Source organism: Paenibacillus sp. FSL E2-0190 (assembly GCF_037992965.1).
In the GTDB taxonomy this organism is placed as follows: domain Bacteria; phylum Bacillota; class Bacilli; order Paenibacillales; family Paenibacillaceae; genus Paenibacillus_AQ; species Paenibacillus_AQ odorifer.
Genome location: NZ_CP150306.1, coordinates 2544950 through 2561453, shown reverse-complemented (window position 1 = coordinate 2561453; position 16504 = coordinate 2544950). Strand labels below are relative to the sequence as shown.

General features: G+C 43.9%; 11 protein-coding genes. 4 read left to right on the top strand and 7 right to left on the bottom strand.

Annotated features, from left to right (window positions below; all coding sequences use genetic code 11):
• Positions 1-195 precede the first annotated feature (195 nt).
• Together NST25_RS10925 and sbnA are read right to left on the bottom strand one after the other, a co-directional pair.
• Positions 196-1161 carry a 2,3-diaminopropionate biosynthesis protein SbnB gene (locus NST25_RS10925; RefSeq protein ID WP_339190524.1) on the bottom strand — a complete coding sequence of 322 codons (966 nt, stop codon included), beginning with the start codon at positions 1159-1161 and terminating at the stop codon, positions 196-198.
• Positions 1162-1185: 24 nt separating this feature from the next.
• Positions 1186-3393, bottom strand: coding sequence for a 2,3-diaminopropionate biosynthesis protein SbnA (gene sbnA, locus NST25_RS10920; protein ID WP_340393977.1), 2208 nt, complete (start codon positions 3391-3393; stop codon positions 1186-1188).
• A 162-nt stretch (positions 3394-3555) separates the two neighbouring features.
• On the opposite strand from sbnA, the gene NST25_RS10915 reads away from it, so the two are divergent.
• On the top strand, positions 3556-4365 hold the full coding sequence (locus tag NST25_RS10915) for a YheC/YheD family protein (RefSeq protein ID WP_076129991.1): 810 nt from the start codon (positions 3556-3558) through the stop codon (positions 4363-4365).
• Positions 4366-4436: 71 nt separating this feature from the next.
• Here NST25_RS10915 and NST25_RS10910 read toward each other — a convergent pair whose 3' ends face one another.
• On the bottom strand, positions 4437-5459 hold the full coding sequence (locus NST25_RS10910; RefSeq protein WP_339190520.1) for an NADP-dependent oxidoreductase: 1023 nt from the start codon (positions 5457-5459) through the stop codon (positions 4437-4439).
• A 127-nt stretch (positions 5460-5586) separates the two neighbouring features.
• Positions 5587-5883, bottom strand: coding sequence for a metalloregulator ArsR/SmtB family transcription factor (locus NST25_RS10905; RefSeq protein WP_038569940.1), 297 nt, complete (start codon positions 5881-5883; stop codon positions 5587-5589).
• A gap of 129 nt (positions 5884-6012) precedes the next feature.
• Here NST25_RS10905 and NST25_RS10900 point away from each other — a divergent pair, with 129 nt between their 5' ends.
• Complete coding sequence (locus tag NST25_RS10900; RefSeq protein ID WP_076186480.1) at positions 6013-6792, top strand: helix-turn-helix domain-containing protein; 780 nt, start codon at positions 6013-6015, stop codon at positions 6790-6792.
• Between the two features lie 47 nt (positions 6793-6839).
• Here NST25_RS10900 and NST25_RS10895 read toward each other — a convergent pair whose 3' ends face one another.
• Positions 6840-9707 carry a glycosyl hydrolase 115 family protein gene (locus tag NST25_RS10895; RefSeq protein ID WP_339190518.1) on the bottom strand — a complete coding sequence of 956 codons (2868 nt, stop codon included), beginning with the start codon at positions 9705-9707 and terminating at the stop codon, positions 6840-6842.
• 241 nt (positions 9708-9948) lie between these two features.
• Between NST25_RS10895 and NST25_RS10890 the strand changes: the two genes are divergently transcribed.
• A complete protein-coding gene (locus tag NST25_RS10890; RefSeq protein ID WP_339190516.1) occupies positions 9949-11691 on the top strand; it encodes an SGNH/GDSL hydrolase family protein in 1743 nt (580 codons plus the stop codon).
• 86 nt (positions 11692-11777) lie between these two features.
• On the opposite strand, the gene NST25_RS10885 is transcribed toward NST25_RS10890, so the two are convergent.
• Positions 11778-12728 (bottom strand): 5,10-methylenetetrahydrofolate reductase, encoded by a 951-nt coding sequence (locus NST25_RS10885; protein WP_339190514.1) that lies wholly within the window; start codon positions 12726-12728, stop codon positions 11778-11780.
• Between the two features lie 239 nt (positions 12729-12967).
• On the opposite strand from NST25_RS10885, the gene NST25_RS10880 reads away from it, so the two are divergent.
• A complete protein-coding gene (locus NST25_RS10880) occupies positions 12968-13366 on the top strand; it encodes a cytidine deaminase (RefSeq protein WP_036689594.1) in 399 nt (132 codons plus the stop codon).
• A gap of 424 nt (positions 13367-13790) precedes the next feature.
• Here the strand turns inward: NST25_RS10880 and NST25_RS10875 are convergent, their stop codons facing one another.
• Positions 13791-16448, bottom strand: a complete 2658-nt coding sequence (locus tag NST25_RS10875) for an adenosylcobalamin-dependent ribonucleoside-diphosphate reductase (RefSeq protein WP_076129986.1) — start codon at positions 16446-16448, stop codon at positions 13791-13793.
• Between the last annotated feature and the right edge of the window lie 56 nt (positions 16449-16504).

Below are 16504 nucleotides of genomic sequence, written 5' to 3'. Positions count from 1 at the left end.
CCTCCGAGTCATCATTTATTGGGGTGGATGATCATCCGCCTAACACTTATAGAGATTATCAGAGTATTATGAATGGAACGTTAACAAGACAATAAAAAAACTAGACAGCAATCCACCCTTAAAAGTGACGGATCATAGTCTAGTTACATCAGAAAAATCTATAAAAAATCCCATAGCGAACGTATGCCTACAACCTTACTGTAGCTCAGTCCCGATCCCTTTTTCTCTAGCCTTCTTCACGAAGTATACCGCTGTTGCGATATCAAAAACCGCCATCCCCATCGGACAAAAGAAAATCGGCTCATCGGCTCTGAGTTCATTCAGGCAATGGCGCGAGACGACATCGGTAATCATTCGGGTATCGGCACGAGTTAACCCATGTTTCAGATGGAGCTGCTGTATGTCAGTATTTTCGCGGCACACCTCATCCCAGTCGTCGACGATTATGGACTTCACCGAAGCTAATGCCTCAGGCTTATAATCACGCAGTGAAATATTCAGTAGAAGACTACCTTCCGCCGGAAGCATATCGATATATCTATGATTGGATACGGTACAGGTGATAAAGATATTGGACTTTAGATAAACGTCCGCCCACGTCTCCTCCACTTCTATCCTATCCTTATATATAGATGAGATGTCTGACAAATCTACTTCCCTTATATCAAAGATGCGGACACGTTCAACTCGATCTCCGTACAATGCCATAACCATTTGAAAATGATATTGCCCGATTGGTCCCCAGCCGATAATGCCAAGATAAATCCGTTCAAGTGAACGTGCCTGCAAAAAGTAGCCAATCATCAGTCCACTGATGGAAGCTGTCCTTACGATGCTGGGGAGCGGAGAGCTTAGGACGGATATAGGCTCGCCCGTAATGGGATCATTCAAGACAATGATGCTATGCGCGCGGGGAAGACCAACCTGGATATTATCCGGGAAGCTGGAAATCCATTTGATCCCTGCTGCGTTCACGTTCCCCCCTACGTATGCGGGCATTGCAATAATACGATTTTGAGGATTTTTATACCTTAGATAAGGTTTTACGGGCTGCGCGTAATCTCCAGAATCAAGTATGCGCACCGTAGTTTCTATCGATTCCACGAGAGAAGGCCAATCAAGCCCCACCTCCCGGATGTCCCGATCGTTTAAATACAGCATTCCACAACCTCCTTTTGCCGTTCGTTAAGCAAGGACATCTCCACCGTCAGCCGAGAACTCCTGCCCAAATTCATTCTGAATCCATGGGTCAGAGTATACCGTATCGAGGTAACGCTCCCCTTTGTCATGCAGGATCACCGCACAGACAGATCCTGGAGCCAATTCTTGCTCCATACGCCTAACAGCGGCAAGGTTAGCCCCTGAGGATGCACCGGCCAGAATCGATTCATTCTGAGCGAGTGCTCGGCATCCTTTTACGATATCCAAGTCTGAGACATGCACGATACGGTCGATTAAATCCGTTCTGCAGAAAGGGGGTACGATGCCAGCACCCAGTCCCGGGAACCGCCGTTTCTCTTTGTTGCCACCAAAAATAGTACTTCCCTCCGCATCGACGGCAACAATCTTAGTCTTCAGACCATGATCCCTTACATATTCCGCGAGACCTCGAATCGTGCCGCATGTACTTACGCTGCAAAACAAATAATCTACTTCGCCAAGCTCAGTCACGATTTCTTTCATGGTCGTATGGTAGTGGGACAAATAGTTATTTGCGTTTGCATATTGATTCGGCCAGTAGCTGCCCGGTATTTCCTCCAAGAGTCGCTGCACTCGATTCAGTCTAGCAGGCAGATATTCACCGGTCTCGGGGTCGGGATCGCTAACAAAGTCAATTTTTGCAGTTAATGCTTTCAGAATCTGCAGATTTGTTGTGGTAGTTCTTGGATCAACCACGCTAATAAACCGCAGCCCTAAATATTGGCAAATCATCGCCAAGCTAATCGCCATATTTCCCGAACTTGACTCAATAATAGTAGTTCCCGGCCCGATTTTCCCTTCCTTCCATGCCTCATGGATCATCCGCAGAGCTGGACGGTCTTTCGCACTTCCTCCCGGATTTAGCAGTTCCATTTTTGCGTAGACTTCGAACTCACTGTTCTGGAACAGATTATTCAGCTTGATTAATGGCGTTTTTCCGATAGTCGACAAGATACCGCCTTGGATATTTATGTCCACCTTAGCTTTGTCCTTCTGATAATATAACTTCTTGTTCTTGACCTGCCCGCTGGCCAGCGACTCCCCTTTAGCTACTATAATGATCTCAATATCATCAAGCAGATGGTTGCGAATCATCATCCCGATTTCCGGAATACACTCCCTGATTTCCTCTTTGATTACCGGAATAATAGAGGGCTTCACAGATTTACTCATGATATAAATAGAGAGCGCATTGTTTTTTACTTTGACCCGAATGATTGCATCTTCAATATGACGGTATACGACCTGTTCGATATCGTACAGGCTGATCTTCTCACCGTGCTTCAGTTCTTGACCCACTCTTTTTACAATGGACTCAAAGCTTTGTTGTTCAACCCCGTCTATCATCACAGGCCTAAAATCCCTTACAACGTCATAAGTAACAAAACGAAGAGCTGGCAGCATCTTGCGGACAGTTGAGGTAAGCACCAGAATACTTTCATTGTTTCGAAGCGGCCTTACTTCTTCGTCTAACTCCTGAACCCCGATTCCTTCCGCAAAAATTCCGTCGGCAAAAATGTACCTGCCATGATCATGGGAGTAATAAGCGATCGTACCGATTTCAATGGAGCCGTAAGTATCGATGATATCTCTAGGATCAATACCAAACAAGCCAGCCATATTCCGCTGCCACTCAGGCGGAGCAATTTCCCCTACCAAAATAATCTTGCGAATTCCGAATTCACGCGGGTTTCTGGCAGCATATACGATATGGTCAAGGATGGACGGCATCGTATAGAGCAAGTCAGGTTTAAAAGCTTTAAGCTGTTCAATATGCTGTTCGATTGGCAGTTCAAAGGGTATTGAACTTTTCTCCAATCCTAACCTTTCAAAAATGGTCAGCGCAGTATTTGCTGCATGTCCAGTGCCCATATCCGCCAACGCTCTGTTACATCCGCTTCCCGCAATAAGCTCGCCGAATAGCTTCGTTTTAATATCCACATAGTGTTTGTCATCTTCCTCAGAGTAAAGGATTGCTTTTCTACGGCCTGAGCTTGTACCAGACGTCCTATAGACAGTCCAAGAAGGATCGATGGGTTGGTTATAATAGAAGGTTTCAAGTGTTTTCGAAGACATAAGAGGTAAGTTCTGCAGGTTATAATTCGTTTTCTCCCCATCGATCAGCCCCTTGTACCAAGGGTATTCGTCCATTACTTCTTGCACCTTATTCTGCAATTTCCCGAGCAGCATCATAGCCGCCTCCCGTTGACCGCATGCTGCAGCCCAAGTTTAATAAATGCCTCCAATATTCATATGTAGAATTCTTTGCATGTGTTCTATTATTCTGTGGTTGCCCAAGCAAAAACTGCGTATTCCCGTAATATAGCCTATAGATATATAGAACGGAGGAACAAAATGAAGGAGCCAATACGGCGGATATCCAATAAGCTGACGAAAACAAGGGTACTGCTTAGAAAACAAGAGCTAAGGAAGTATATACCGGTAACGAAAAAAATGAATAAAAACGTACTCTATGAGATGTTGCAAAAACATAAAATGGTGTACATTAAGCCCTGCTGTGGATCTTTGGGACAGGGTGTAATCCGGATTGAAAGATCGCAAGATCATTCCTCCAAAAAACGACCAGCCTACAGCTATCAGTCCGGTACGCATAAACATACATTTTCTGATTACGAGATGGCTTATCGGGCAATCTCTAGCGAGACCCAAGGAAAGTCCTATTTGGTGCAAAAAGGGATTTGGCTTTTGGTTTATGAGGGAAGGCCATTTGATATCCGGGTTATGGTGCAAAGAAATCTTAAGGGTGGGTGGGAAGCTACAGGCATTGCGGGTCGCGTAGCTCATCCTCGCAAAGTGGTTACGAATGGGAGCCAAGGGGGAACGATTTATCCGGTAGAGGCATTATTAGAATCCTACACAAACGTAGAGAATAGTAGCGCGTTGATCCGGTCCATGCAACAAATCGGAGTGAACTCCGCCAGACAGCTGAGCACAGCCTATCCCGGCCTGCAGGAAATCGGTGTGGATATTGCTTTGGATCGACGCCTTAAACCATGGATCTTGGAAGTAAATACTGCCCCCGATCCGTGCCCGTTTACCAAACTGAATGACACCAGCATGATTGAGCGAATCGTCAAATATGCAAAAGCCTATGGCCGCACATACAATCTTAAATGCATGAAGTCCAAACAGGGTATGGTCTGAACGGATTTGATTGGTAATAATACAAACAGCCCTGATATATAAAAATCTCTACCAGAGCTGTTTGTGTTGTTTTAGAATTCGGAGTCGCTCACCTTAACAAGCATCTTCCCGAGGTTCGCACCTTGGAACAATTGCAGGAATGCTTCAACCACATTGTCGAATCCTTCAACAACTGTTTCTTCATATTTTAATTTACCTTCTGTTAGCCATTTTCCAAGCTCTTGAAGTCCTTCTGACTGGCGGGCTGCGTAATCACTAAGAACGAATCCTTTGATAAGGGAGCGGGTTTTGATCAATCTGCTCTGAATACGTGGTCCCATATCTCCATCTGTACTATTATAGGAAGAAATAGCGCCACATAGGGGAATACGTGCATAATCATTAAGCAAGCTCATCACAGCATCTGAAATCGATCCACCCACGTTGTCAAAATAAACATCCACACCATTTGGACATGCTTCTTCCAAAGCCTGGTCTAAATTTTCCGTTGTTTTATAATTAATGGTTGCATCAAAGCCAAGTTCTTTTTTCAAATAGTCGCATTTATCATCGCTACCTGCGATCCCAACGACACGAGCGCCTTTGATTTTGGCAATCTGTCCAACAAACATCCCCACTGAACCCGCTGCTCCAGACACTACGACAGTCTCTCCTTCTTTCGGCTGCCCGATATCAAGTAAACCGAAATATGCAGTGAGCCCTGTTAAACCTAGAACACTTAAGTAAGCCGATACAGGTGCAATCGAATCATCGATTTTGGTTACTGCTTTAGCATCTACAGTATTATATAACTGCCAGCCCAGCATACCGATGACTTTATCTCCAGCTTTGAATCGCTCCGATTTGGTTTCTACGATCTCTCCCACAAGTCCTCCAGCGATGACTTCATTAAGCTGATACGGAGGAATATACGATTTAGAATCATTCATTCTTCCGCGCATATAAGGATCCACTGACAAATACAACGTACGTACAACAACTTGTCCTTCTTTTGCTTCAACTACAGGAATATCTTTGAACTCGAAATTTTGCTGGGTTGGCATGCCTACAGGACGTGAAATTAACAGGACCTGTTTATTTTTCAACTGATTCATAGATCACTACTCCATTAATATTTATTTTTGCTGCTACCTATAACTATTAACCAAACCCTGTACATGATTATCAAATAGTTATAAAACTATCAAACTATCAAGAAAAAATTATAGGTTTCCGGACATATTATAAACTGTCCAAGAAACCCGGTAATAATTCGCTAAACGTATCCTCTCGAAGCTGGCTAATCTTATTCTGCCCCATACGTGTGACACTTACTAAATCAGCTTCATACAAAATCTTCAGATGGTACGACACATTGGATTTATCCATTCCCATAGATTCACCAATGGATCCACATGTATTGTTCTCCTTATGGAGATGAAGATAACGAATCATTTCAATTCGTTTCACTTCTGCTAATGCTTTAAAAATCTTCACTCGCTTTTCATCATCTTTTAAGGAATATTGTTCGATAGTCATAAAACTATTGTATTCTTCTGATTGCGCAAAGTCAATTTACAATCCCATTTCTTAATTGGATTCATTTTTGTATAATATACCAATCGGCATTAGCGCGGATCTATTTATAAGGAAAGAGGGATGGTAGAAATGGACATTACCAAATACGAAAATCTTGTTCCCCGTGTTTTTTTGTTCGTTGATCGCCGATCCTTCCCGGATTGGGAGATTACGAGGAGTAAAATTGATTTCCATGATCTTACCTTCATCGTAGAAGGGAAGTCTGACTATTTTATTAATGGAGAGAAATTCACGGTTGAAGCCGGGGATATGCTCTATGCCCCTTCTGGCAGCATTCGGGAAGCTCAGACTTTCAAGGAGGCACCCATGCGTTCCTTTGCCTTCAATTTCTTCTGGGAGGGTGAGGACAATCATGTGCAGCTCCCTTTTGAGACTGTAACTAGGAATTGGAGAACTAAAGAGATTCTAGAGGATATTAAAGAATTCTCACATATCTGGATGGGCAAACAACCTTTCTACAAAATGAAGGCCCGGGCCATCTTTCAACTGATTGTGTACCGCTTATTAAGTATCGCCCACCATCAAGAAACACCTCTGATAGATCTAAGAATCCAAAAAGTGATGACCTATATCATGGATCATTATTCGGAGGAAGTTACGATCAAGGAGCTGGCAGATTTGGTTGCCCTAAATCCCGTATATCTTGGTAAGCTGTTTAAGCAGAACACTGGCTCCACCTGTAAAGAATTTATAAACAAGGTGCGCGTGAACAATGCTGAGATGATTCTATCGGCAGGTGGTTTTAATGTGTCCGAAGTGGCAGCGCACTGTGGTTATCAAGATGTCGCCTACTTCAGCAACGTTTTCAAAAATATAAAGGGTTATCCTCCGTCATCTGCCCTGAAATAACGGAGGATTCGAAGCAACAACCTAGTTGTTCGCCCTTTTAATTCAACCTAACTAAGAATGGACGCCGTCCCGCTAGTATAAAAGCTCTCCTCCGGCCCTAAATAGGAATAAGGAAGCTGGGCAGCGGACAATACAAGCTTTTGCAGAACCAGACCCGCATCCAATCCGTAAAAGCGGAGGGTATGAAGACCCTTCGTTAAAGCATGGCTGGTGGTCACAGCATGAATATTGTCCATAACCGCGCGGCACCATGGTTCATTATCATGATTGCCGCCTTCAAAGTTCGTTGGTAAAGCATCCTTAATCACGGGTGCCTCATCATCGAAGCTTATCGCATATTTTAACCCGCTAGTTTGTGACAGATTGTTTGTCGGCGCAATATACGCGGTTAAGCTATAATCGGTGTCCTGCTGCACTAGAATCTGATATTCCAGACAAGGAGCATCCTCCGGTTGTTCAAAAGATACAGCATCCGGAAACATTTTAACCGAGGATAAAGAACGTCCATAGCTGTCAATGGTCTTCCATACCACCCCTGATTTCGAAACACGAGTTATGGTATGCTCCGCTTCAATGGACACGATATTATGGGTCTCGATGAATGTCATCGGTGGCATATCCGGAATGTCTATCCAATCCACGGCTGCCTTCACCTTAACTATATTTCCGGCACCGGAGATCGTAATTTCGCCCGTCGATGCTTCTTTGACCTTCTCCCAATCTACGGAAACCTGAAGCGTCTCCCCTGCCTCAATCCAGCCGCGTATTTTCTCAAGCTTGATCCAATCCACGCTGCTCCGCACCTGATATTCAAAACCCGCATCTCCACCGTTACTGATTGTGATGCGATAGTTTTCTTTTTGAAGATTTGTAATTACCGGAAGATTAGCCGTGCCGGAAACATACGCTTGTTCCGTTCCTTCCACATCCACAATCATTAAAGAACCTCTGGCGGGCGTCAAGGTGTTTACATCCGGATATTTCCACCCTTCTGCATTCCAATGTATATACCCTACATGAGGGGAACTCATCATTCCCTGCCATTTTCCATTCGAAATTCCGCTATTATAAACCAGCTCCAGATACTTATCCCGTTCGATGGTTTCGCGGGTCAGAGCAGCGTAAGTATTTGCCAACATACTATTTCGCTTAGCGTATAGATGGTTCAGTCCAGCATAAATTTGCATTTTGACCACATTGGCCGAGGCAACAGCAGGGAAATATACGAGCTGGAAGTAAGCATCCTTTAGTTGTTCCGGGATTAGCTCATCGTATTTGTCGGCAGCCTTCTCGATCATCACCGCTTGCTCCAGAACTCTGTGCGCCTCATTGTAATGGATAGGACTGAAGGTGGACGGATAAATAATTTCAGGCTTGCGCCGACCGTTCATCCGGATATAATCCCCTAACAATTGTGCGATTCCCAGACATGTCTCTTGTTCCAGCACATATCCGAATTGCTGCTCTACCCAACGGTTGGTGTATTCCACAGTCCGATTGATTGCACCTGTCCCCCAAGCCTCAAAATCGTAGGCCAAATCCAGAAAGTAGGAAATGGGCAATTCCATAGGCTTCAAATCCCCGACGTTCACAATCCATACATCACGGATGCCATAATCGTATGCCATACACATTTGCTCCCAGACTTTTTCAAGCGGGGTCGTATTTAACCATTCATAGGAATGCGGACCACCATGATAGTCAAAATGATAATACATCCCCCATCCTGCGCTGCGGTTACGTTCGTTTTTTGTCGGGATTTTGCGGAGATTGCCAAAGTTATCGTCAGCAAGCAGGATCGTAACGTCATTCAGAACATCCCAGTCCTTCAACCCTTCCGCCCCGGCAGTGCCATACCAGTACTTCTCAACTTCCTTATAAACGGCCAAAATTTGCGGCGCATGTTCAAGATTGTATTTCTTCAATAGTTCTTTTTGCGTAAGTATAATGTCCTTAAGCAGATCAATATTCTCCTGATCGGAGCCCTCCAGCGCAGAGTCACTTTCCCCCCGCATGCCTAGGGTAATCAAGTTATCAAAGTCCTGATTACGCTTGATTCCGTCTTCCCAGAAATCTGTAATCGCCTGTTTATTAAGGGCGAAATCCCATAGGTTACTTGTTCCGTATTGGCTGTATACCTTCTGCCATTCACTGCCTGCCCGGAATAAGGGTTCATGATGGGAGGTCCCCATAATAATTCCGTATTCTTGTGCATGCTTGGCGTTGGCAATCGGGCTGCTTTTACCATTCAGGCTGAATTCGGCGCTCCACATCGCCGGCCATAAATAATTCCCCTTCAAGCGAAGAATGAGTTCAAATACCTTGTCATAGAAATCTTCATTAAAGTCACCAAATCTTTGAGTTACCCAAGAACCTAAAGACGGCCAGTCGTCATTCAAAAAAATACCTCTATATTTAACCGAAGGCTCCTTGGAGATCACATGAAGCTTGTTATCAGGAATGGACAATGCCGGCTTCTTCTCCGGCACAATATCCGCCCAGTACACCCAAGGACTAACTCCAATCTTTTCGGAGATCGAATACAACCCGTAAATCGTCCCCCGTTTATCACTTCCTACAATGACTAGCGCCTTGTCCACTCCCGCTGTGGGTTGTTCAACCACCTGAATTTTATAACATTCTCTTTTATTTTGGATGGCCGATACATTAACGGTTCCCTCCGCGATTAAATCATCGATAAAATCATTGCTGCCTATCGATCCAGCGATTATGACTGTTCCATCCAATTTGTTCAATTGTGTATATATCTCAGGTTCTACCTCTGTTACCTGTTTAACATCTGCTGCAAAAGACTGTGCCACCCGGCGTAATCCCTCATAATCTTTCCCCTTGGGGTCCACGTAAATCTTGGCAGCACTGCCCTGCTTCACAAGGTACAATTCCTTCGTAGGCATGATAATTCTCCCCTTAAGCATCCTATTTTCGTATGACTAGGCACATTATATAAGTAAGCGATTTCAACATCCATGTGTAAACTAGCAACTTTTTGTAATTATTAAATGAAACTTTGTTTATCGGTTGAACAATCTGGATATTTGGTGTTACTGTTAACAGGTATTCCTTCTAATAAAAATATGTTTTTTGCAAGCGCATCCATAACAAGAAAAGCTTATACAAAAAGCGAGGATGATCAATATGAAAAACAATAACGGGATCATTACAGGAGGCAAGATTGAAGGTCCAAAGGCGCCCAAGGATCCGGCTGAACGCAGGAACGGTTTTTTTGTGGTCTACGAAACCGCGATTGAGGCGACAGCCCGGGCCGAAGGTCCACCTTCACAGGAAGTTTATCTGGAAGGTAACTATCTAATCGACAAGGCCAGATATATTGGCGGCGTCACTGATGAGACAATACTGGAGCTGCTAGGAAACTGCGTTGGATTTCGCAAATTAGTCCATAGTATCGGAGTGTCTGTGAGAAGGGATCCTGAGCAGAACGAGCCCATCTCTTTTCTATTGCAGAACTGGGGCAAAACCAGCAAATACGAAACAGGCAGCAGCATACGTGTGCCCTGTCCCTCCGACGGTTCCGAAGTCCTCTTGAAGTTAGAGGATTTGGAATGGTCTGAAGAGGATGCGGTGCTCGGCAAATTCGCTTTTGAATTTAAACATGAAGGCGAACTGGCCATCGCGAGTATAATTTTTTATTTGCATGACGGTTATTCTGTACCAGAGCTAATCATTGAACCGCCTGTAGCGTTTGATTCTAACGAATACCGGGAGATCATTACCCAATCCTTGCTTCATCCGGGCAATAATAAAAGATTAAAAACGGCCATCCATAAGGCTATAAAAGGTGAGGATGTCACGATTGCTTATATTGGGGGTTCCATTACTCAGGGAGCAGGTGCTAAGCCGATCCATACAGAATGTTATGCCTACCAATCGTATCTGAGATTTAAGGAATTATTCGGTACGAATGGTGGTGAGAACATCCATTTTGTGAAGGCTGGGGTAGGTGGAACACCGTCCGAGCTTGGGGTCATCCGTTATGAAAGGGATATTCTCCGGGAAGGTTCTGTAACACCTGATATCGTGGTGGTAGAATTTGCGGTAAACGACGAAGGGGATGAAACGAAAGGCAACTGTTTTGAAAGCTTATGCCTAAAAATACTTTCCGCCGATAATAGACCGGCAGTAGTTCTCCTGTTCAGCGTGTTTATGAATGACTGGAACCTGCAGGAACGGCTCTCCCCCATTGGCCGGGCTTATAATCTTCCTATGGTTAGTGTAAAGGATGCGGTATCCGGGCAATTCCGCCTAAGCAAAAATGAGGGGAACATCCTCTCGAAACGGCAATTTTTCTATGATATCTATCATCCTACTAATGATGGTCACCGGGTAATGGCTGATTGTCTGGCTTATTTATTCTCCGAAACCCACAAAACGCTAATGGACGAAGATGATCTCCTATTGGATCAACATCCGGTCATCGGGAATGATTTTGCGGGAACCCTCCTGCTGGACCGCAAAAGCCATATTGACGCAGGCAGGATCGAGGTGGGCGGATTTTCGGGGATCGATACCGATTTGCAGCGGGTAGAAATGGATACCAATCCTTTCGGAACTCCGGAATTCCCTCATAATTGGATGCATTCAGCGTCGTCTGGGGAACACAGCTTCAAGCTGACGATAACAAGCAAAAATCTCATCCTTGTATACAAGGATTCTGGCAGCAGCGAATTCGGCAAGGCAAACATTTACGTCGATGGTTGTCTTGTAGTCACCGCTGATCCACATGAGAATAATTGGACACATTGCAATCCGGTAATTCTTTATCAAAATGAGGTTAGCGGGGAGCATCAGGTAGAAATCAGAATGGTGCCGGAAGATCAGGACAAGTCTTTTACTATACTGGGCTTCGGCTATAATGTTTAATAATTTGACCTAGTGGCATATAACCTAAAAAGAAACCCATGGTCTTTAAATGACCTGGGTTTCTCAATAATTTGAGGAATCTTTTTCTATTTGGTAGGCAGCTTCTTATCCAAAATAGCCTTCACATCTTTAACAAGCTGTACGGATGCTTCAATCTCCAACTTACTTGTTGAAACACTTTCAATACTGCAACCAATAGGAATTCCCTTCTCCAGCCCGAAATCTAGTAATTCTTCAAAGATTTTTTGCGATAGCTGGATTGATTTATCCAAAATATCATTCGAGTATTTCAACTCGTTTTCTAACCATCCCGGGATACTGATCCCTAACCACTTCATAAATTGTAATGTTTTCGCGGTGCCGCATGGTGCAAGATTAAATAAAATAGGAACCATCTCAAAACCGTTATTTGTATAGTAATAATATAAATCAGACAATAAATTCTTAGATGCCTCTACATTATAAGTTGCCTGTGTAATAAAAAAGTTGCACCCACTGTTGGTCTTTTCGACAACCCGTATATGCTCATCATTCTTTTTTATATGTCTTTCCGGAATGACAACTCCACCAAAAGTTAAATTACTATTTAACTGTTTGCTTAGCTCATAAGCATCTGGTAAATTCAATTTCACCTCTTGTTTACTTGACGAAGCGCCCACATACACGGAAAATCTATCTTCATTTTCGTCAGTTTTAACCCAATCCTCGAACTGAGCTCTAGTATCATTACCGACGCACCGGTAAATTATTTTCGGGACCTCCACCTGTCTTAGATATTTATCACCATAGACAGCCGGATCAATCGTTGGTAAATAGGGATAAGGTCTTTCATGATCCACTCTGTCTACTTCTTCCTGAACGTCGTACAGAATTAACGCATCTAAATCAAGATTTTTAAGTCTCTCAACCTGTTTCTGGGCGATTTCCGAGACCTTTTCTGGTGCGTGGCTTGCCTTCGGTGGTGTCATTCCATATGTTAAAATACCCGGTTTTTTGCTCAATATTTTTTGTTTAAATGTATTCTCTGCCGCTCCCAAATTATAAAACCCCTCTACTCGTCGCTTTTAAGATAAGGTTACCATGGCAGGCTTAATATGTGTAACTTCTATTTACTATATCTAGTTATATTTTAAAGCTATGATTCCCTAATGATACTTATCGAGTAGTACATGTTGACAACCATTTGGTGTGACTATAATATTAGAAGTCCTGCCAACCTTAAAGTTGGCGATAAGGGGACCGAAAGGTTCATTCTTATTTAAAAAGGGTGAGTATTATGAATAAAGAAGAATTAATGGAAAGCGCACGTAACACAAAGAAAGCTGCTTATGCCCCATATTCTAAATTTCCAGTTGGAGCAGCCTTATTGCTTAAAGATGGAAATGTTATTAATGGAGTAAACGTAGAAAATGTATCTTTTGGCGCTACTAATTGTGCAGAGAGAACAGCAATCTTCACAGCTATTACAAAGGGCTATACTAAAGGTGATTTTCAGGCTATAGCTGTAGCAGGTGACACAATGGATTTTCTGCCGCCATGCAGTATCTGCAGACAAGTATTATCGGAATTCTGTTTGCCCGACATGCCTGTCTATTTAACCAATGAGAAAAAAGAAATCTTAGAGCTGAGTTTAAGGGATTTATTGCCTTATGCATTCAAAAATTTAGATATGTAAAAATAATTCCTCTCGTAGTGGAATAACAAAAACACGCGTACCTTTGTTAGACAAGTACGCGTGTTTTTGTGTTAAAAAGCTTAGTCAGAACACAGAGTTCACAGACCAGACACACCGCGTAAATACGTTGTTACTTACCAAATCGCAATTCCAACCTTATCTTTTTCTTTAAATACTACCTTTATCATTTCCAAAGCATTTCTTACCCTAAATTCAATAAATTCTTTATCATAGTCTGTATGTAGTTCTATAGTATCTAAAACTCATATAGTTAAAACCTCTCAATGAACATCATCAATAATAAAAAACAAGCGATCCATTGAGATAAAAGGATAAACACTTCCTCTCGATGATCGCTTGCTTTTAGTAGCTATGCATAGTCACATTTCTAGTTTTCCCACAAAACACTTATCGGCTCTACCCTTTACCCGCAACGACTATACCCGCAATTGCCACAAGTCTTACAACCCTCAATATTAATCAGCGAGGCGCTGCCGCAGGATGGGCAAAGGTCACGGGAAGCCGTAGCATGGTTATGTCCATGATGACCACCATGTCCATCTTCCGTAGCTGACGGAACGCTCGATTTCAACTCCGCATTTAATGCTTCATTGAAATCCTCCAGCTCCAAAGTTGCCGCAATCGGAGCAGGTACATGATCATCATGAGCATTGTTCAGCACATGTGATTCCAGTGCCTTAGCTACAGCGTCAGCAATGGATTCAACCCGGTTCGCGCCGAAGCCGATAGCTCCTGATCCGCCAATGCCTTTCAGATGTTTAATCAACAGCTCCACTTTCTCACCATGATCTCCGTAACGGAGGAACAAGGAGCAGACACGGCCTAATGCTTCAGCCATAGCAAAGACGTCAGAACCCGCTTTACCTACATTCAGGAAGATTTCAGCCGGTATTCCATCAAGGTCATTGATCGTAATATATGCCATCCCAAATGGTGTGTTGATTTTATAGGTAGCGCCGCGCAGAACCTGCGGACGTTTTTTGTATTGTTTATCCGCCTCTTTTGTAGTCACTTGAGGCGCTGGACTTGCTGCTACCACACTTGTACTTGCTTCTACAGTAGTTGTAGCTTCCTCTGCCGCAACCGTAGCAGCTTCTTTTTTGTCTTCCTTCTTCGTGGTTTCCAGAACTTGAACATCACGACTTCCATCGCGGTAGATCGTAACACCCTTACATCCTAGATCAAAGGCCATTTCATATAGCTCAGCCGTCTCCTCAACCGTAAAGTCAGACGGGCAGTTCGCTGTTTTGGAAATAGAGCTATCTACCCAGCGTTGGATCGCTGCTTGCGCACGGATATGATCTTTAGCTGACAGATCCATCGAAGTTACAAAGTAGTCAGGCAGCTCTTCACCCGGATGAGCTTCCAGCCACTCTTGAGCGATTGGAACAAACTGTTCATCATAGCCAAGACGACTTTGACGGAAATATTTAAAGGCAAAATAAGGCTCAATTCCCGTAGAAGTACCTACCATTGTACCTGTACTACCTGTAGGTGCTTGTGTAATCACTGTAACGTTACGCATACCATGTTCACGAATCGCTTCGCCAACCTCTGGATACGCTTCGACTATATTTTTCATAAAGCCGCTCATTAGATATTTCTCAGTATCAAAAGCTAGGAAGGAACCCTTCTCTCCAGCAATTTCTGCCGAAGCAAGGTAGGCTTCACGAGCCATAAAGCCGTATAGCTTGTCCAGAAACTCCAACGATTCCGGGCTGCCGTAACGGATGTTCAATTTAATCATCAGCTCCGCCAATCCCATGGTTCCGAGACCCACGCGGCGTTCCTTTTTCTGATTCGCTTCATTTTCCGGGAAATGATAAGGTGTTTTATCAATTACATTGTCCAGAAAACGGACCGAATAACGGGTTGTAGTCGCAAGATCTTCCCAATCTACATCATGATTTTTCTCATCGTAGAACTTGGACAGGTTCACCGCAGACAGATTGCAGACTCCCCAGCCTGGCAGGCCTTGCTCTCCACAAGGATTTGTACAAATAATCGGGTTGAAATACCAGCTGTTAGACATCTGGTTATAGTATTCCATGAACACGACGCCTGGCTCAGCAGATTTCCATGCCGATTCAATGATCGTACGCCACACGTCACGCGCTTTTACGGTGCGATAATGGATAACGTTTTTGCCGGCAGCTTTCCACTTGTCGAGATCGCCATCCCACATTTCGTTATATTCAGGATCGGTTGTATCCGGGAATACGAGATCCCAGTCCAGATCTTCTTTTACAGCCTTCATAAAACCATTGCTCACACATACCGAAAGGTTAGCATTAGTGACTTGGCCCATCGTTTGCTTCACGGTAATGAAGTCCTCAACATCGGGATGCCAGTCATTAATCATCAACATGAGCGCGCCACGACGGCTGCCGCCTTGCTCAATAAGCCCCGTAGTATAACTAAACAAACCGCCCCAAGATACGGAACCACTGGATGAACCATTAACCCCTCTAACAATCGCACGACGAGGACGCAATGAAGACAGGTTAATGCCCACACCGCCACCACGGGCCATAATCTCCGTCATTTCAGACAATGTCTGCATGATGCCGCCACGGCTGTCTTTTGGAGAAGGGATTACATAACAGTTGAACAATGTTAATTCTTCACTAGCACCTGCACCAGCCGCAATACGTCCACCCGGCACAAGCTTCCAATCATCTAGGATTGAACGGAATTTGCCCGCCCATTCTGCTTGAAGCTCAGGTGTCTTCTCTACAGAAGCCATCGCTGTGGATAGACGGTCCCACATTTCCTCAGGAGTTTTTTCTATATTAAGGGTCAACTTTTCAACATCCGATTTCACAAACTCACCGCTGCGTGTCTTTACAGTTACGATTCGACCACTGCGCTCCACAATTTCTCCGACTTCCTTAGTTGGAAACTTCGGATCATCTTTGGTCAGCACCAATACAACATCGCCTACTTTAGCATTGTTGCTGTCTGCATCCTTCCAAGCATAACGATCCAAAAATATTTTTTCACTTAGCCCTTCAAGGCGTTGCTTACGTTCCACTTTACTCAATAAAAAAACCTCCCGCATGTGTAGTAGATATTAGTTTCCGGTCCAAGGTATGGGCCCACAACAAAAACCCCCTT

Bases quoted from the DNA above. Each gene is read 5' to 3' on its own strand.
- NST25_RS10915 (WP_076129991.1), top strand. From the start codon at position 3,556: ATGAAGGAGCCAATACGGCGGATATCCAATAAGCTGACGAAAACAAGG.
- NST25_RS10880 (WP_036689594.1), top strand. From the start codon at position 12,968: ATGAATAAAGAAGAATTAATGGAAAGCGCACGTAACACAAAGAAAGCT.
- NST25_RS10910 (WP_339190520.1), bottom strand. From the start codon at position 5,459: ATGAATCAGTTGAAAAATAAACAGGTCCTGTTAATTTCACGTCCTGTA.
- NST25_RS10895 (WP_339190518.1), bottom strand. From the start codon at position 9,707: ATGCCTACGAAGGAATTGTACCTTGTGAAGCAGGGCAGTGCTGCCAAG.
- NST25_RS10905 (WP_038569940.1), bottom strand. From the start codon at position 5,883: ATGACTATCGAACAATATTCCTTAAAAGATGATGAAAAGCGAGTGAAG.
- NST25_RS10925 (WP_339190524.1), bottom strand. From the start codon at position 1,161: ATGCTGTATTTAAACGATCGGGACATCCGGGAGGTGGGGCTTGATTGG.
- sbnA (WP_340393977.1), bottom strand. From the start codon at position 3,393: ATGATGCTGCTCGGGAAATTGCAGAATAAGGTGCAAGAAGTAATGGAC.
- NST25_RS10875 (WP_076129986.1), bottom strand. From the start codon at position 16,448: ATGCGGGAGGTTTTTTTATTGAGTAAAGTGGAACGTAAGCAACGCCTT.
- NST25_RS10890 (WP_339190516.1), top strand. From the start codon at position 9,949: ATGAAAAACAATAACGGGATCATTACAGGAGGCAAGATTGAAGGTCCA.
- NST25_RS10900 (WP_076186480.1), top strand. From the start codon at position 6,013: ATGGACATTACCAAATACGAAAATCTTGTTCCCCGTGTTTTTTTGTTC.